Source organism: Legionella rowbothamii (assembly GCF_900639985.1).
GTDB lineage: Bacteria > Pseudomonadota > Gammaproteobacteria > Legionellales > Legionellaceae > Legionella > Legionella rowbothamii.
This window is the reverse complement of record NZ_CAAAIM010000003.1, coordinates 273781-292095: the sequence shown is the minus strand read 5'-3', so window position 1 is coordinate 292095 and position 18315 is coordinate 273781. Positions and strand designations below refer to the sequence as shown.

The window sequence follows — 18315 nt, the reverse complement described above, 5'->3', positions numbered from 1 at the left end:
TAAATGGTTTTATAAGAACCATGGTTCTCTGGCTTTCATAATTAAAGCGCCAGCTTTTTCTTCAGTCATCCCTTCAATTTCTAATAACTCATCTACAGATTGTTCTGCTAAATCCTCCATGGATGCAATTCCTCGCTCAGCTAATTTGTTAGCAAGCTCTTCAGACATACCTTCCATATTTAATAAAGATTCATCTGGGGTACCGGCTAATCCTTTACCAGAAGAAAGCGCCATAGTAAGCAAATTATCATTCGCTCTATTTCTTAACTCTTCAACGATTTCCTCGTCGAATTCTTCGATAGCTAAAAGCTCTTCTTTAGGTACATAAGCAACTTCTTCAAGTGACGAGAAGCCATGTGCTACTAATAATGTAGCAATTTCTTCATCTATTTCCAGAGCGGAAGTAAATAATTTTACGATCTTGCTCGACTCCTCCAAATTTTTATTTTCAAATTCGTCTGTAGTCATTACATTTAAAGTCCAACCAGTTAACTGACTGGCTAAACGTACGTTTTGGCCATTTCTGCCAATAGCTTGTGATAATTGATCTTTCTCTACCGCTAAGTCCATAGTATGGCTATCTTCATCAACAACAATTGAAGAGATATCCGCAGGAGCCATAGCATTAATCACTAATTGAGCGGGATTATCATCCCAAAGAATAATATCAACACGCTCCCCTCCTAACTCACTGGAGACTGCTTGTACACGTGCACCGCGCATACCAACACAAGCACCGATTGGATCAATACGGCCATCATTTGTTTTAACAGCAATTTTAGCTCTATTTCCCACATCACGAGCAGCAGCCTTAACTTCAATCACATTCTCGCCAATTTCAGGAACTTCAATGCGGAATAATTCGATTAACATCTCGTTACGCGTACGACTAACGTACAATTGAGGACCACGTGCTTGCGGAGTAAGTTCATATAAATAAGCACGAACTCTATCATTAGGACGAAACATTTCATGAGGTAACATTTCGCCACGTGGTAAGAAGGCTTCTGCTTTACCACCTAAATCGATAATTATATTATCGCGAGTTACTTTTTTAACTGTACCATAAATCAACTGGCCTAATTTGCTTCTGAATTGGTCTATGACTAATTCACGTTCAGCTTCTCTAACTTTTTGCATAATGACTTGACGAGCTGCTTGCGCTTCAATTCGCCCAAACTCAATCGATGGAATTGATTCTTCAATTCGCCCACCAACAGTAACGTCCGGATTGCGTGCTTGTGCTTCAGCTAAAGTTATCTGATGCTCGGGGAACTCAAAGTCTTCGGGTTCAACTACATCCCAGTATCTAAAAGTTTCATATTCACCAGTACGAGGATCTAGTTTAATTCTGACGCCTATGTCCAATCCAAAGATTTTTCGAGTAGCAGACTCCAATGCGGCCTGAATGGCAAGGATGATAACGTCTTTACTTACGCCTCTTTCATTTGATAACGCCTCAGCAACTAATAACAATTCTTTGCTCATTGTTCGCCTCTCTATACTGTCAAATATGCCTTTACAATATTTGAAAAAAGTAACTCATGCTCTTCGCCATCGATATTCAGTACGACTGAATTGTCAGACACTGAAATGATTGTACCTAGCAATTTGCGCTTTTTATTAACTGGTTTAAATGTTTTCACCTGGACAGGTTGACCTATGTATCGTTGATATTGCCAATCTTTAAACAAAGGTCTGGGTATACCGGGTGATGATACCTCTAAACTATAGTTACCAGGAATAGGATCTTCTACATCGAGCAAGGCACTCACTTGGTGACTTACATCTTGGCAGTCTTCGATTCCAATCCCTTCTGCTTTATCTATGTATATGCGTAACAAGGAATGCTTACCCTGGGAAAGGTATTCACATCCCCAAAGTTCATAACCCATATCATTTACAGTAGGAGCAAGTAGTTGTTCGAGTTCGTCTTGAATCATAATATTAACAAACAAAAAAAAAGGGCGCATACGCCCAAGTCTGTTAATTATTAACCTGGATTCGCAAAGTAGCCCGAATTAAACGTATCCCTAAGAAAAGCAGTTGCACCGACTGCAACACTGCTACAGAGGACTTTAAAGCTTTTTCTAGGGTAATAAAAAACCCCATAAATGGGGTTCCAAAAAGTGGTAGCGGGGGCAGGATTTGAACCTACGACCTTCGGGTTATGAGCCCGACGAGCTACCAGGCTGCTCCACCCCGCGTCAACTGAAAAGAAGTATACCGATACTTTACTCTTTTAGCAAGTACTTTTAACAAAGTTTGTGAATTAATTAACAAATGCATTAATACAACTAACAATTAATGCTCCAGGGAATATACCTAAATACAGTAAAGACAAACAATTCAAAGACAATACTGTCGCATTTCCTTTATTAATAATCAGTGGATCAGCATGTAAAGGCTTATCAAAATACATCAGCTTCACGATACGAATATAATAGTATGCACCGACCACAGCAAAGATTAAACCAAGAATAGCAACCCAAGTCATATGCACATCAACTAAAGCTTTCAATACTAGTAGTTTGGTAATGAATCCAACGGTTGGTGGTACACCTGCCATAGAAAACATAACGATCAACATCATAAAAGCTAACCAAGGGTTTCTTTTATTTAAACCTTTGAGATCCTCTACACTATCAATTTCCATACCATGGCTGGACATTAAAACAATTAAGCCAAATGCTGCAGCAGAGGTTATTGAATAAACTAAAATATAATAAAGTGCTGCTGAATAACCTGCGGCACTAGCAGCTAATATACCAAATAGAGCATAACCGATGTGTGATATTGCTGAATAAGAAAGTAGACGTTTTATACTTGTTTGCACCACAGCAAATAGATTGCCTAAACCCGTAGAGAGTAATGCAACTACCAACAAAATTTGCTGCCACTGCGCAGTAATGTCCACAAAGCTAATTGTCAAAAATCGAAATGCCATTCCTAAAGCTGCAACCTTGGGTGCTGCACTAATAAATAAGGTTACAGAAGCTGGGGCGCCTTGATAAACATCTGGAGCCCACATGTGGAAAGGAACAGCTGCGAGTTTGAAGCAAACACCAGCTAAAATGAACACCAGCGCAAAAGCTAATAAAGCCTCTTGATGTTGCCAGTTTGCAGCGATCTCATTTGCTACCTCTAATAAATCTAGTTTTCCTGTCGCTCCATAAATTAGCGAGATACCATAGAGCAACATAGCTGATGCAATTGCTCCCATAACAAAATACTTCATTGCAGCTTCAGAAGCATCGCTATCGGTGCGGCGAATCGCGGTCATTGCATAAAGTGGCAGTGACATTAACTCTAAACCAAGGTAAATTGATAAAAGTGAGTGCGCTGAAACTAAGATCATCATTCCTAAGGTTGAAAATAACCCTAGTACATAATAATCACCAGAAGGCATTTGTCGTTCATTGATATAGTTACGCGAATAAATAAAGCTCAATAAGACAGTGAGGTAAATAAAGAACTTCATTAAATGAGCGACATCATCGCTGATAAACATTCCATTTAAAGTAATTACCTTATGTGAACCTATATAAAGAAAACTAACTCCTGCAGCGGCAATTAGACCAATGCAGGAAATAATAAATGCTACAGAACGAATTTTATGCCGTAAAAATAAATCAGCAAGCAATGCAAGGCCCGCTGTGGCTAATATAACCATCTCTGGTAGCGCGACATGAATATTTTCAAATAATGCGATCATATTAATTAACCTTGCGTATTACAATTTTGTTTGGCTGGCTAGTGCCAGAGTATGACTTACTGTCTGATGTACGTATTCAAGCATCGGCTTAGGATACACCCCCATAGCAACAACCATCAGAGCTAATAACACGTATGCACTTAACTCATATATTGATAGGTCTTTTAATGCCGCAACTTTATCATTAGCGACTTTGCCAAAAATAACGCGCTTATACATCCAAAGATTATATGCTGCAGCAGTCATTAACGTGGTTGCTGCCCAGAAAGTGATCCAGAATCCCGCTTTCATCGAGCCAACAATTACCATAAACTCACCAACAAATCCTGAAGTTCCCGGTAAACCTGCATTAGCCATGCAAAACAGCATAAAGAATGAAGCAAATATTGGCATAGTATTCACGATACCGCCAAAGTCGGTTAGGCGACGAGTATGCATGCGATCATAAATAAAGCCTACCCCGGCAAACATTCCGCTAGAAACAAAGGCATGTGAAATCATTACCACAATCGCGCCTTCTAAAATAAGCCCAGCATTACTTAAACCAGTTTGTTTCGCAATGCTAAAAATTGCAAAGCAACCTAAAGTAACAAAACCCATATGTGAAATTGAGGAATATGCAATTAAACGCTTCATATCCTTTTGCACAATTGCAACCAATGCGATGTACACCACTGCAATCAATGATAAGGCCACCATCACACCCGAATATTGATTACAGGCATCGGGAACAATTGGCAATGAAAAACGAATAAATCCATACGCTCCGAGTTTCAGTAGGATTGCTGCTAAAACAATAGACCCCCCCGCTGGTGCTTCCGTATGTGCATCAGGTAACCAAGTGTGAACTGGAAACATGGGAATTTTAATAGCAAAACCGAGGAAAAATGCAATGAAAATCAATGTTTGTGCAGTCATGCTCAGCTTAATTGCATAGAAAGCCTCAATATTGAAGGTACCAGCAATATAGCCCATGTATAAAAAGCTACCGAGCATCAACACTGAACCAAAAAAGGTATACAGGAAGAATTTAATTGCAGCATATACCCGGTTATCTGAGCCCCAAATACCTATGATTAAGTACATCGGAATCAAAGTTGCTTCCCAGAATATATAGAATAGAATTGAATCCAGCGCAGAGAATACCCCAACTAATAAGCCTTGCATGATCAAAAATGCAGCCAAATATTGAGATACTCTACTGGTAATACTTTCCCATGTAGCAAGAATCACCACTAAATTAGTGAAGATACTTAACACTATTAGTAATAATGATAAACCATCAATACCAAGACTGTAGCTAATGCCAAGTGAAGGCATCCAGGGAAACTCTTCTAAGTATTGCATCCCTAAAGCTTTTGTATCAAAACCACCAACTAAAGGCACACAAAGCAGTAGACAGAGCACTACTGTGAATAAAGCCAAATAGCGTGCATTGTTAGGGTTACGATCATCTCCTGCGAGAAGAACAAAAACACCGCCTAATATTGGCAACCAAACTAGCAAATTGAGCAAATAATGCATACCCTCACCTTATATTCAGCCTAGTATCAACCAGCACAAGAATCCGAGTAATCCAAGAACCATAACTGTTGCATAGTGATTTAGATAACCACTTTGTATGGTTCGACCTTTACTGGAAAACCATCTAATCAGTCGACTACTACCATTAACTACCATTCCATCAATTAACCCTTGATCACCAACACTATAAAAAGTATTGCCTAGACCTTTGATACCTTTTACAAAAACCAGATTATTAAAGGCATCAAATCCATACTTATTCATAAGAAGCTTATAAATAAGTTTCAAATGACGAGCCAAATAACCAGGAATAGATGGAACAGCAATATAGCAAATCCAGGCAATAGCAATACCTGTTAATGTAATCCAGAAAGTAAGTGATGAAACTGCATGAATCATACTTTCGAAAGGAGATGTAACTTCATGTGCCAGCTCTGCCATTACATTGTGATCAGGAAGCACAAACAACGATGAACCTAATAAAGTTGGCTTATCAAATAACATGGGCATATACAGCATATAGCCTAAAACTACTGATGGAACCGCCAAAATTACTAAAGGTAACCACACAACCCAGGGTGATTCATGCACGTGATCAAAGGTATGTTGATCCATACGTGGTTTGCCATGGAAGGTCATAAAGAGTGACCTAAAGCTGTAAATTGCTGTAACCATTGCGCCGACAACAACACAGAAATATGCATAACTACTGCCAGGTATCTGTGAAAGTTGTGCCGCTTCAATAATAGTATCTTTAGAATAGAAACCAGCAAACGGAGGTACAGCACAAAGTGCTAAAGTTCCAATTATGAAAGTAATATATGTGATGGGCATTTTATTCCACAAGCCCCCCATTTTACGCATGTCTTGCTCATGATGCATTCCGATAATTACAGAGCCGGCTCCCAGGAACAATAATGCTTTAAAGCAAGCATGTGTAATTAGATGGAACATTCCTGCACTGTATGCAGAAGCACCAATACCTACCATCATATATCCCAACTGGGATAAAGTAGAGTAAGCCACTACGCGCTTAATATCATTCATTACTAAAGCAAGAATACCAGTAAAGAGTGCACCTGTAGCACCAATCACCAACACAACAGATAAAGCAGTGGTTGATAATTCAAGCAATGGTGAAATCCGTGCCAACATAAATACCCCAGCGGTAACCATTGTAGCAGCATGAATTAATGCAGAAATGGGAGTAGGACCTTCCATTGACTCGGGTAACCACACATGCAAAGGTACCTGGGCTGATTTACCCATAGCACCTACATATAAAGCCAAACAAGTAACTGTCATTACTGACCAAGAATGGCCACCGAATAATTCAATATTTTGACTCGCTAAGTAATTTGCACTTTGGAATACTGTTGCGTAATCCAGGCTGCCTGTGTAAGCAAAAACCAAGGAAATGCCGATAAGAAAGCCAAAATCCCCAACTCTGTTAACCAGGAAAGCTTTAAGACTTCCTTCAATTGCCGACTCCTTTTGATACCAGAAGCCGATAAGTAAATAAGAAACCAGGCCTACACCTTCCCAACCGAAGAATAACTGTAAAAAGTTATTTGACGTAACTAGCATCAACATCATGAAAGTAAAGAGCGAAATATAGCTAAAGAAACGTTGATAACCGTCATCATCTGACATATAGCCGATACTATATATATGAACGAGTAGGGATACAAAATTTACCGTTACCAGCATAATTGCCGTTAGAGGATCAATTAAGAATCCTAAATTAAACTCATAAGGAATTAATGCGCCTCCACTCGCCCAATTATAGAGGACGGTATTATCAGAAGGCATCGCTCCCGAAAAAATCTGACAAGCAATGTACAGTGACGCAATCAAAGACACGCTAACACCCAGAATTGTAACTGAGTGCGCTCCAACGCGCCCTATTTGGTTTCGAAAGAAACCAGCGATGAGCGAGCCTGCAAGAGGAGCTAAAACAATTATCAAACAAAGTTGTTGTATACTCACAATGTTAACCTTTTAAATGATTCATCTTATCTACGTCGATGTTGCCTCGATTTCTATACAGCAACATTACTATGGCCAAACCAATCGCCGCTTCAGCAGCAGCAACGGTCAAAATAAAAAAGACAAAAACCTGTCCTCCAATCTCATTAAAATAATGAGAAAACGCAATAAAATTCGTGTTTACTGCAAGTAACATCAGTTCAACACAGATAAGGAGTAAAATGATATTTTTGCGATTTATCATCATTCCAACAAGGCCTAAGCCAAACAAAATCGCACCTAATATCAGGTAATTATTGACCGGTATCATATGGTATTCCCCAATACTTATTTTTCTGCCTTCATAGTAACTAATTCAACTCGATCACTTCTACGAGTCATAATCTGCTGCTTAACATCTTGTCTCTTGGAGTATCTCGCACCACGATGCACTAAGGTAATTGCAGAAACAATCGCAACTAATAAGAGTACCGCTGCAAGCTCAAAAGCCAGGAAATAATCAGTATAAAGAACCATACCTAATGCTTCAGTGTTTGAAGCCCCAACTAAAATTGGCTCAGGCTTTTGCTGAGAGGCTTCACCTGACTGAAGCGTCGAAGACGCAACCACTGGCTTAGTCTCAACATTACTCTTCAGTGAACCTTCTGGAATGGCTTTCATTAAAAGTGCAATAAATAATGCAACGATAATTAAACCAAAAGGAAGATAGCGTTTTAATTGACCTTTTACCGATTCAATATCAATGTTAAGCATCATGACCACAAATAAGAATAAGGTCATTACTGCACCGACATAAACCAGGACTAGAATTAAGGCCAAAAACTCAGCTTCTGCCAATATCCACAGGACTGAACTCGTAAAGAAAGTAAATACGAGAAACAGAACACAACGAACGGGGTTACTTTGTGTAACCGCCAGTAATGCAGAACCAACGGTTAAGGCTGCAAAAACATAAAAAATAGCTTGAATTAATAAGTCATGCATACATTACCCCATTATCGGTACTTTTCATCAGCAGCTCGGTCTGCTGCAAGTTTTGGTTCCATTAAATCACCCAGAGCCAAAAGTTTTTCTTTGGTCATGATATTCTGGCCACGCTCGCTTACATGATAGTGCTGTATTGGGGTAACCACGATGGAATCAACTGGACAAGATTCTTCACACAGACCACAGTTAATACACTTAAATACATCAATGTCATAGCGAGTAGTACGACGTGAACCATCGTCGCGCGGTTCGGACTCAATGGTGATTGCCAATGCAGGACATACCGCTTCACATAATTTACATGCGATGCAACGTTCTTCCCCATTAGGATAGCGACGAAGCGCTAATAAACCCCTAAAGCGAGGAGATGTTGGCGTTTGTTCCTCAGGGAACTGCACGGTTATTTTTTTCTTGAAGAAATACCTTCCAGTCAGCTTTAAACCTGCCAAAAGCTCTACTAAAAGAAAACTTCGTAGGTAATACTTAATATTTTGATATACTTTTTTCATCGGCTTCTCTTTATAACCATCAAAACCAAGGTTTAACCTGAGCAACCACCATTACGGCCGTTACTATAATCCAAACAATGGTAACCGGGATGAGCACTTTCCAACCTAAACGCATAAGTTGGTCATAACGATACCGTGGAAATGTCGCTCTTACCCACAGATAAACAAAGAGGAAAAAGCTGATTTTCGCGAGCAACCATACAAAGCCAGGTACAACGAAGAATATATCTTCTAAAACGGGGATCCCTTCAAACGGAGACATCCACCCACCTAAGAACATAATACTCAACATGACCGAAATCAGGATCATGCTCGCGTATTCTGATAAGAAGAATAATGCGAACCCTATTCCTGAATACTCAACATGGAATCCCGCCACAATTTCTGACTCACCCTCAGCAAGGTCAAAAGGTGCTCTATTCGTTTCGGCAATACCGGCAATCCAAAATACTAAAAATAATGGAAACAAAGGTACAAACCACCAATGGAGAATTCCACCTTTTTGTGAGTTAACAATGTCAGTAAGGTTCATGCTGTTAGCAGCTAATAAGACACCGACTAAAGCAAATCCCATGGCAATTTCGTACGACACTGTCTGTGCGGTACTTCTCAATGCGCCGAACATTGCGTATTTCGAGTTAGACGCCCAACCGGCAATAAGAACCCCATATACTCCAAGTGAGCTCATTGCAAAAACATACAACACTCCTGCATTAATGTTTGCAAGAACCATTCCTTCCTGAAAAGGAACCACTGCCCAACCAGCCAAAGCAGGGACTAAAGCAAAAAGTGGTGCAATAATGAAAAGATACTTATTCGATCTCGTTGGAATAATAATTTCTTTCGTGATCAATTTAATCAAGTCAGCTATAGGCTGCAGTAAGCCTTTTACCCCAACTCGGTTAGGACCAATACGCGACTGAATGTAGCCAATAACCTTGCGCTCAGCATAAATTAAATATGCAACGCATAATAGTAATGGAACTACAATCACGAGTATCTTAAGAACAACCCAAATTAATATGCTAATATCATGCAGCATTTTCTTACCTGCCTAGCGCTTAATAGTTATTGCAGCAAATGAATGACCCAAATCAACTGTCTCAGGCATCGCGTTTGCTACCCACACAACATCTGCCGCAATTCGCTCATCACGTTTCAGCGGCAATGTTATCTCAATATCTCCCTGAGATACAGTAGCAATTTCATCTAATTGCAATCGATCTGCTGTTGTTGGATTCATACGTATACATGCAGTATCAGCAGCGGCGCACAATTGCAGCTCTTTAGCATTTCTTACAATTGAATCAACACGATACAGAGGCCACTCACCAACACGAATCAAAGACTCATTTATTAGTGGTAAACTCTCAGGATAGTAAGGTGTATAGTCTTGCTCTACAGTGATTGCAGCAACTGCTTTAATCTCAGATAAAACATCTTCCGTTGAGGTATATTCAAAATCTTTGCACTGGAACAAATTACCTAAAACGCGCAACACTTTCCACGCGGGTCGAGATTGATCGTGTGGAGGCAATGCTCCTTTAACGCTTTGCCATGTATTATCAATATTAATGTAGGTACCTGAGGTTTCAGCATAAGGTGCAATCGGTAAAATTACATCTGCATAATCATGCATTGACTCATGATTATAAGCAGACATTAAAACTACAAACTCGGCCGCAAGCATTGACTGACGGGCGCCATAAGGATTTGCAAAATCAAAACCTGGCTCAACCCCCATTAATACGTAGGCCTTTAATTTAGCATTCAATGCCGCTTGCACATCCAAACCGACTTTTGAATCAGTCTTACCAGCAACGGTTCTATGAGGAACCATACCCGCCATCCATGCACCAGCTGTATTAGCACCGTGAGTTAATCGAACTACTTTGGCCCCACTTAACTTCTCAATCAAATGAACCATAGTGCGTATCAACGCTGCTTCAGGATGATTTTCACAAAGAGCACCGGTAATTAAACATGACTTTTCTTCTTTCAGTGACTGAGCCACACCTTGTACTGCTGCGTCTGTGTTCAAACCGATTAATAGTTTTTGCACTTCTTCGGGCAATGCTTTGGCGTCATCGGCAAGTGCTTTAACTAGTTTAGCCAGCTGCATTGGCATTTCTAATGGAGAAACAATAAAACGCTCTTGAACGTCAAAATGATAATCATAATCAACGGAATTAATGGCATAAACTTTGGCGCCATTACGGAATGCCTTACGCACACGCACTCCAGCTAGTGGAACTTCACGTTCAATGTTAGAACCGACTAACACGATTGTTTGTTGATTTTCAATCTCAGCATAAGCTAAGGAACTTATGGGAGTCGTTGCTTGGTTTTCTTGATCTTTAAAATCAACTTGCTGTAAACGATGATCTAGATTATGCACATCAAGTTCACGCATTAATTTTTGTAATAAATAGAGCTCTTCTAATGAAGAAGAACTGGATGCGAATGCAGCAACTTGTTCGCCACCATTCTGTTTAATTACTCGACTTAAACCATCAGCAGTAAATTTTAAGGCAGTTTCCCAATCAACCTCTTCCCATTGGCCATTACGCTTGATTTGGGGTTTGCTTGCCCTCTGTTCGCTTTTCAATCCTAAATAACTAAATCGATCGCGGTCAGAAAGCCACGTTTCGTTAATTGATTCGTTTTCTTTAGGAACAACACGCATCAATTCATTTCTGCGGGTATGGATAAATACATTAGAACCTAAACAATCGTGAGGGGCTAAGCTATCGTACTGGGACATTTCCCAAGCTCTTGCAGTAAAACGATAAGGTTTTGACGTTAACGCACCAACAGGGCATAAATCAATAATATTACCGGAAACCTCGGACTTCATGCTGTGTTGCACGTAAGTTCCGATTTGCATCTTTTCACCGCGGCCAGTAGCACCGAGTTCTCGAACACCTGCAATTTCATCACCAAAGCGAACACAACGTGTACAATGAATGCAACGAGTCATTTCTGTTGCAATCAGCGCACCTAAATCATCATCATTAACTGAACGCTTTGTTTCAGTGTAAGTAGATTCATCTGCACCAAATCCCATCGATACATCTTGCAATTCACATTCGCCGCCTTGGTCACATATTGGGCAATCCAAAGGGTGGTTAATCAGTAAAAACTCCATTACCGCTTTTTGGGAATAAAGAGCTTGTTCTGATTTGGTAAATACTTTCATGCCATTGGTAATTGGCGTAGCACAAGCAGGAACTGGCTTTCGGCCATTTTCCACTTCAACTAAGCACATACGGCAGTTTGCGGCAACAGAAAGCTTTTTGTGATAGCAAAAACGGGGAATATGAATACCGGCTTCATCAGCAACTTCGATGATCATTTTACCGTTTTCTGCTTCAAATGTTTTACCGTCGATTTCAATAGTAGTTGTCATGGTTAAAACCTTCTAATTATGCTGCGACGATCGAGCGTTTATGCTTAATGAAGTAATCAAATTCATGATAAAAGTGCTTAACGAAACTTTGCACAGGCCAAGCAGCTGCTTCCCCTAATGCACAAATGGTTCGTCCTTCGATGTTGTCCGCAACATTGACTAATTTCTCTATATCACCTGGCTCTCCATGGCCATCTTTGATTCGATGTAATAAACGTACCAACCAACCAGTACCTTCACGGCAAGGAGTACACTGACCACAAGACTCATCCATATAAAATTCTGAAATTCGATATAAAGCATCTACCATACAGGTTGTTTCATCCATAATAATCACCGCACCTGAACCTAGCCCAGAGCCTGCTTTTTGGATGCTGTCATAATCCATATCAAGCCCCAACATCACATCACCAGGTAAAACGGGCATGGATGTACCACCAGGAATCACTGCTTTGATTTTGCGGTCATGAAGCACCCCTCCAGCTAACTCCAATAGGGTTTTAAATGGAGTGCCTAATGGGATTTCAAAGTTACCAGGTTTATTTACATGGCCACTGACGCTAAAGCACTTAGCACCACCATTATTTGGTTTGCCAAGTTTTAAGAACCATTCCCCTCCCTTTTCCAGAATTACTGGAACAGAAGCAAAGGTTTCTGTATTGTTAATGGTTGTAGGTTTGCCATATAAACCATAATTCGCTGGGAACGGTGGTTTAAAGCGTGGTTGTCCTTTCTTACCTTCTAATGAATTAAGTAAGGCCGTTTCTTCACCACAAATGTATGCCCCAGCACCTAAATGATTGTATAAATCAAAATCAATACCGGAACCTAAAATATTTTTCCCTAATAAGCCAGCAGCATAAGCTTCTTTTAATGCAGCTTCAGTGTGCTCATAAGGTAACCAGAACTCACCGCGAATGTAGTTATAACCAACTGTCGCCCCCATAACATATCCGGCAATAGCCATCCCTTCAATCAGCTGGTGAGGATTTAAAGTTAATATCTCACGATCTTTGCAGGTACCTGGCTCACCCTCATCCGAATTACATACAACATATTTTTGTACGGGAGAATTACGGTTCATAAAACTCCATTTTAATCCGGTAGGGAAACCAGCACCACCACGGCCTCGCAAGGCAGAGGTTTTTAATTCATCAATAATTAATTGGGGAGAAGTTTGCTCTTTTAATATCTTTCTCCAGGCACTGTATCCACCAACACTTTCATAAGCAGATAGAGTCCAAGGCTCTGGTAAATGAACTGTTCGGTAACAAACTTGATTTAATTCGACCACGGCAACCACCTCTATCTTTTATTCGTATTGGCCCAACACTTTATCTATCGATTCAGGAGTTAGATTCTCGTGATAATCTTTGTCTACCTGCATCATTGGCGCATTAACACAAGCACCTAAGCACTCAACAGATCGTAAAGTAAAACGTCCATCATCTGTGGTTTCACCTAACTTAATCCCTAATTTTTTCTCTAGGTGGTCAACTACACCAGCAGAACCACGTAACAAACAAGAGATGTTGGTGCACACATTCAACAAGTGCTTTCCAACAGGCTTATGTTCGTACATGGTATAGAAACTTGCTACTTCATATACAGCAATAGCGGGCATTTCAAGATAATTTGCTACAGCGTCCATCAATTCTGGAGTTAAATGATTATGCTCTTCTTGAACAATTCTTAAAGCACTCATCACTGCAGACTGCCTTTGATCTTGAGGATACTTTGCAATCCACTGATCAATATCTTGCATGCGCTCTTTCGATATCAATTGATTTAATATTTTTGCTGAATTATCAGACATATCTAAACCTTTATCTCACGTGTACAAACAATAAATCCTGGTCGCCGTTCTCTTGCGCCCAGGTTATGTTTAATACATTACACTAGTGTAAATTCGATATAATGTTTTTTATATCGAACTGAATTTATGTTGATCTAACGATCGATTTCACCAAACACAATATCCTGACTTGCCAAAATAGCCACACCATCTGCAAGCATATGCCCTCTTGCCATTTCATCAAAACTTGATAAATGTGCAAATCCGGGAGCACGAATTTTCAATCGGTACGGTTTATTAGCACCATCTGATACCATATAAATACCAAACTCGCCTTTGGGCGCTTCAACAGCACTATATACTTCGCCACGTGGTAAACAAAAGCCTTCAGTGAACAATTTAAAATGATGAATTAAGGCTTCCATGTCGTGCTTCATTTCAACACGTCGTGGTGGTGTAATTTTGTGATCATCTAGACGAACCGGTCCTGGATTTTTTCTTAGCCATTCGACACATTGTCTAATAATTCGATTGGATTGTCTTAACTCTTCAACACGAACCAAATAGCGGTCATAACAGTCTCCAGTTTTACCCACTGGGACATCAAAATCTACTTTATCATAAACAGCATAGCTTTGCTTTTTACGCAGATCCCAGGCAATACCGGAACCCCGAAGCATTGGGCCGGTAAAGCCCCATTGTAATGCTTGCTCTGGAGAAACAACGCCGATATCTACCGTACGTTGTTTCCAAATTCTATTGTCGGTTAATAAAGTTTCATATTCATCAACGCAACGTGGAAAGCGTTCAGTGAAAGCCCAGATGAAATCAAGTAAAGTACCGCTACGATCTTGATTCATTTTTTCTACTTCACGGTCACTGTGCCATCTTGAAGCTTTATATTGGGGCATGGTATCCGGTAAGTCACGAGCAACACCACCGGGTCTATAATAGGTAGCATGCATACGTGCTCCCGACACAGCTTCGTAGCAGTCAAATAAATCTTCACGCTCTCTGAAGCAATACAGGAATACGGTCATTGCTCCAATATCTAGAGCAATCGCACCTAACCATAAAAGGTGATTTAACACGCGGGTAATTTCATCAAACATGGTACGTATGTATTGCGCTCGCAAAGGGGCTTCAATATCTAGAAGCTTTTCTATGGCACGAACGTAGGCATGTTCATTGCACATCATGGATACGTAATCTAAGCGATCCATATATCCGATGTTTTGTATGTATGGTTTTGTTTCTGCCAATTTTTCAGTTGCACGGTGCAATAAGCCAATGTGTGGATCTGCACGAACAATAGTCTCACCCTCTAGCTCAAGAACCAAACGCAAAACCCCATGGGCTGCGGGATGTTGTGGACCAAAATTTAACGTGTAATTCTTTAATTCAATCATTATTCGCCGCCCTTCTCATTAACAATATAACGGTTATCATTACGAATAACCTTAGGCACCAATACTCTGGGCACTATATCGACAGGTGCGTAAATAACTTTTTGTAATTTTGCATCGTAGCGCATTTCAACCTCTCCACTGAGAGGGAAATCTTTACGGAATGGATGTCCAATAAAACCATAATCGGTCAAAATACGTCTTAAATCCGGATGCCCATCAAATAAAACACCATACAAATCGTAGGCTTCACGCTCAAACCAATTAGCACCTTTCCATAAATGATGCACTGAAGGAATAATTAGATGTTTTTCATCAAGGAACACTTTAACGCGTAGACGATGATTTTTTTGTGTTGAAAGCAAGTGATAAACTACGGCAAAACGTGGCTTATTCAGTGCATATGCTTTGGCGTCTTGGCGTTCTACGCCGCGAGAAAAACCTTTTTCTGTCGCAGAATCAGTTTCCCAATCATATTCGCCATAAAGCAGATAATCTACTGCACAAAGATCTATAAGTTGATCAAATGAAAAAGCAGGGACTTCACGCAACTCCATCATTAATGTTTTTACATTTGCCACATCACATTCAACGGTGACTTCGTCAAAAGTAACACTCACATCGTTGATGTGACTCGCTAACTCAGTCTTTAGTCTTTCAACCAAATAATCATTTTTTGTCATCTAATTTGCACCTTTGATGAGCTTAATCTTCTAATATGTTTTTACGTCTGATTTTATTCTGTAATTGAATAATACCGTAAAGCAGTGCTTCGGCAGTGGGCGGACATCCTGGAACATAAACATCAACAGGGACAATCCGATCACATCCACGAACGACTGAATAAGAATAGTGATAATAACCACCACCATTGGCACATGAACCCATGGAAATAACCCAACGTGGTTCAGGCATTTGATCATAAACTTTGCGTAAAGCAGGAGCCATCTTATTGCATAAGGTACCTGCAACAATCATGACGTCTGATTGACGTGGACTTGGACGGAAAATGATACCAAAGCGGTCCAAATCATAACGCGCAGCACCAACATGCATCATCTCGACTGCACAACATGCCAAACCAAAGGTCATAGGCCACATAGAACCACTACGTGCCCATCCAACAAGTTTGTCGACCGAAGTCGTTACAAAGCCACTTTTTTGCAATTCTGCAACCGCCATAGCTAGCCTCTAAGCAGTTAAATATTAATAAAAAACATTCGTAACGTCTCTAGAGTCTTTTGACTTAATAAGTAATCTCAAAAATTAAAACAACTGTTTATGAAACACTTACTTTACTCAAAACAACAAAAGAGACGTTACGATTCGTTAAACTATTTGTCACGCTTCTAAGGTTATTCCCACTCTAACGCGCCACGCTTCCATTCATAAATAAAGCCAATGACTAATAAACCGAGAAATAACATCATTCCGAAAAAACCAAACCATCCAATTTTGCGTAAGGCTAAAGCCCAAGGAAAGAAAAATGCGGTTTCTAAATCAAAAATGATAAATAGTATTGCTACCAGATAAAAACGCACATCAAAAGGCAAATGAGAGTTTTCAAAGGCGCCAAACCCACACTCATATGGTGCATTTTTAGCGGCATCAGGACTATGTTTTGAAAGCAGGGCACCAGCTCCCAACATCACCAGGCCGAGAACCAATCCGATGATTATGAATACAAGAACGGGTAAGTATTGAGATAGCATTATATCACCTTGCTCGATTAAATGGTGCCGAAGGCCGGACTCGAACCGGCACGGCTTACGCCACCGCCCCCTCAAGACGGCGTGTCTACCAATTCCACCACTTCGGCAATTCTTATTATTAGGTTTTGTCTGCCATCCAACTTAATGGATAGTAAACACCCCAAGTGTTTTATTCTTTTTTATCACCTTTACTGTTATCAACAGGTACTGGAATTGAATTCGTAGGTACACTCTGTTGAGGAGCAGCAAGCTGATCTACTTTGTGGTATTGTACAGATACCATATAAGACAGCAATAGACTAGTGACAAAAAATGTTAGCGCTAAACCACCAGTTAATTTAAATAAAAAGCTACCAGTTCCTTGACTACCAAATAAAGTATTTGATGCACCAGAACCAAAAGCTGCGCCAATATCAGCACCTTTACCATGTTGAATGAGGACTAAGCCGATTAAGACTATAGCCACTAATACATGAATAACTAATATCAATTGATACATTTCACAATTTCCACAAACTGTTTCGCATTTAACGACGCTCCACCTACTAAGCCACCATCAATATCTGGCATAGCAAACAAAGCCGCGGCATTATTTTCGTTTACACTACCTCCGTAGAGAATAGATAAACGGTCAGCATCATCACGATTAGTTTCACCAACCAGTTTCCTGATAAACTGGTGCACTTCTTGTGCTTCATCAGGTGATGCAGTTTTTCCTGTGCCTATAGCCCAAACAGGTTCATAAGCTATAACACAGTTCTGAAAGCAATTATTATTATTTTCAATTACAGCCAGGATTTGCCTGGCAATTACTTGCTCTGTGTGTCCATTTTCACGCTCTTCAAGCGTTTCACCGACGCAAAGAACAGGTATCATATCATGTTCTTTAACATGGTGGAATTTTTGTGCCACAAATTTTTCATCTTCTTGAAAAATATGCCTTCTTTCAGAATGTCCGACTAAAACATAATGGCAATTAAACTCTTTTAACATTGGGCCAGACAGCTCGCCAGTGAATGCACCTGAGTCTTTCGGATATACATTCTGAGCGCCAAGTTCAATGCTGCTCATCGCAAGTAATTGGTTGACTTGCGGTATATAAATTGCGGGAGGCATAATTGCTACATGAAGCTTGTCGCGAATGCTCAACATTTCCTTGAGCTGATTCGTTAATTGAATCACTTGCTGCAATTGACCATTCATTTTCCAATTACCAGCAACTATTTTTTTCCTCATGTGCTGCCCTCTCGCGTTCAACTCCGCGACTAT

18 protein-coding genes and 2 tRNA genes are annotated in these 18315 nt (G+C 40.1%); all 20 read right to left on the bottom strand.

Annotation, left to right across the window (positions count from 1 at the left end):
• Nucleotides 1-9 precede the first annotated feature (9 nt).
• The 20 genes from nusA to tpiA all read right to left on the bottom strand — a co-directional run bounded on the left by nusA (nucleotide 10) and on the right by tpiA (nucleotide 18282).
• On the bottom strand, nucleotides 10-1488 hold the full coding sequence (gene nusA / locus E1P08_RS08015; RefSeq protein ID WP_133136506.1) for a transcription termination factor NusA: 1479 nt from the start codon (nucleotides 1486-1488) through the stop codon (nucleotides 10-12).
• Between the two features lie 11 nt (nucleotides 1489-1499).
• A complete protein-coding gene (rimP, locus tag E1P08_RS08010; RefSeq protein WP_133136531.1) occupies nucleotides 1500-1943 on the bottom strand; it encodes a ribosome maturation factor RimP in 444 nt (147 codons plus the stop codon).
• Nucleotides 1944-2130: 187 nt separating this feature from the next.
• Nucleotides 2131-2207 (bottom strand) — tRNA-Met (locus E1P08_RS08005).
• 65 nt (nucleotides 2208-2272) lie between these two features.
• Nucleotides 2273-3715: an NADH-quinone oxidoreductase subunit NuoN gene (nuoN, locus tag E1P08_RS08000; RefSeq protein WP_133136505.1), complete on the bottom strand. Its 1443-nt coding sequence runs from the start codon at nucleotides 3713-3715 to the stop codon at nucleotides 2273-2275.
• An 18-nt stretch (nucleotides 3716-3733) separates the two neighbouring features.
• Complete coding sequence (locus E1P08_RS07995) at nucleotides 3734-5239, bottom strand: complex I subunit 4 family protein (RefSeq protein ID WP_133136504.1); 1506 nt, start codon at nucleotides 5237-5239, stop codon at nucleotides 3734-3736.
• A 15-nt stretch (nucleotides 5240-5254) separates the two neighbouring features.
• On the bottom strand, nucleotides 5255-7228 hold the full coding sequence (nuoL, locus tag E1P08_RS07990) for an NADH-quinone oxidoreductase subunit L (protein ID WP_133136503.1): 1974 nt from the start codon (nucleotides 7226-7228) through the stop codon (nucleotides 5255-5257).
• Between the two features lie 4 nt (nucleotides 7229-7232).
• Complete coding sequence (gene nuoK / locus E1P08_RS07985) at nucleotides 7233-7538, bottom strand: NADH-quinone oxidoreductase subunit NuoK (RefSeq protein ID WP_133136502.1); 306 nt, start codon at nucleotides 7536-7538, stop codon at nucleotides 7233-7235.
• Nucleotides 7539-7555: 17 nt separating this feature from the next.
• Nucleotides 7556-8212 (bottom strand): NADH-quinone oxidoreductase subunit J, encoded by a 657-nt coding sequence (locus E1P08_RS07980; protein ID WP_133136501.1) that lies wholly within the window; start codon nucleotides 8210-8212, stop codon nucleotides 7556-7558.
• 11 nt (nucleotides 8213-8223) lie between these two features.
• Entirely contained in the window at nucleotides 8224-8724 is a 501-nt protein-coding gene (nuoI, locus tag E1P08_RS07975; RefSeq protein ID WP_133136500.1) for an NADH-quinone oxidoreductase subunit NuoI, read from the bottom strand.
• Between the two features lie 19 nt (nucleotides 8725-8743).
• Complete coding sequence (gene nuoH, locus E1P08_RS07970; RefSeq protein ID WP_133136499.1) at nucleotides 8744-9766, bottom strand: NADH-quinone oxidoreductase subunit NuoH; 1023 nt, start codon at nucleotides 9764-9766, stop codon at nucleotides 8744-8746.
• Nucleotides 9767-9778: 12 nt separating this feature from the next.
• Nucleotides 9779-12133 (bottom strand): NADH-quinone oxidoreductase subunit NuoG, encoded by a 2355-nt coding sequence (gene nuoG / locus E1P08_RS07965; protein ID WP_133136498.1) that lies wholly within the window; start codon nucleotides 12131-12133, stop codon nucleotides 9779-9781.
• A 16-nt stretch (nucleotides 12134-12149) separates the two neighbouring features.
• Nucleotides 12150-13427 carry an NADH-quinone oxidoreductase subunit NuoF gene (gene nuoF / locus E1P08_RS07960; RefSeq protein WP_165485126.1) on the bottom strand — a complete coding sequence of 426 codons (1278 nt, stop codon included), beginning with the start codon at nucleotides 13425-13427 and terminating at the stop codon, nucleotides 12150-12152.
• A gap of 18 nt (nucleotides 13428-13445) precedes the next feature.
• Nucleotides 13446-13949: an NADH-quinone oxidoreductase subunit NuoE gene (gene nuoE / locus E1P08_RS07955; RefSeq protein WP_133136496.1), complete on the bottom strand. Its 504-nt coding sequence runs from the start codon at nucleotides 13947-13949 to the stop codon at nucleotides 13446-13448.
• A 134-nt stretch (nucleotides 13950-14083) separates the two neighbouring features.
• Nucleotides 14084-15337, bottom strand: coding sequence for an NADH-quinone oxidoreductase subunit D (locus E1P08_RS07950; RefSeq protein ID WP_133136495.1), 1254 nt, complete (start codon nucleotides 15335-15337; stop codon nucleotides 14084-14086).
• Nucleotides 15337-16017 carry an NADH-quinone oxidoreductase subunit C gene (locus E1P08_RS07945; RefSeq protein WP_133136494.1) on the bottom strand — a complete coding sequence of 227 codons (681 nt, stop codon included), beginning with the start codon at nucleotides 16015-16017 and terminating at the stop codon, nucleotides 15337-15339. Before E1P08_RS07945 ends, E1P08_RS07950 begins: the two co-directional genes overlap by 1 nt.
• Nucleotides 16018-16039: 22 nt before the next feature.
• Nucleotides 16040-16516 carry a NuoB/complex I 20 kDa subunit family protein gene (locus E1P08_RS07940; RefSeq protein ID WP_133136493.1) on the bottom strand — a complete coding sequence of 159 codons (477 nt, stop codon included), beginning with the start codon at nucleotides 16514-16516 and terminating at the stop codon, nucleotides 16040-16042.
• Between the two features lie 173 nt (nucleotides 16517-16689).
• Nucleotides 16690-17046, bottom strand: coding sequence for an NADH-quinone oxidoreductase subunit A (locus E1P08_RS07935; RefSeq protein ID WP_133136492.1), 357 nt, complete (start codon nucleotides 17044-17046; stop codon nucleotides 16690-16692).
• Nucleotides 17047-17068: 22 nt separating this feature from the next.
• Nucleotides 17069-17153 (bottom strand) — tRNA-Leu (locus E1P08_RS07930).
• 62 nt (nucleotides 17154-17215) lie between these two features.
• Complete coding sequence (gene secG, locus E1P08_RS07925) at nucleotides 17216-17545, bottom strand: preprotein translocase subunit SecG (RefSeq protein ID WP_133136491.1); 330 nt, start codon at nucleotides 17543-17545, stop codon at nucleotides 17216-17218.
• Nucleotides 17533-18282, bottom strand: a complete 750-nt coding sequence (gene tpiA, locus E1P08_RS07920) for a triose-phosphate isomerase (RefSeq protein WP_133136490.1) — start codon at nucleotides 18280-18282, stop codon at nucleotides 17533-17535. The genes secG and tpiA overlap by 13 nt, the downstream gene beginning before the upstream one ends.
• Nucleotides 18283-18315 lie beyond the last annotated feature (33 nt).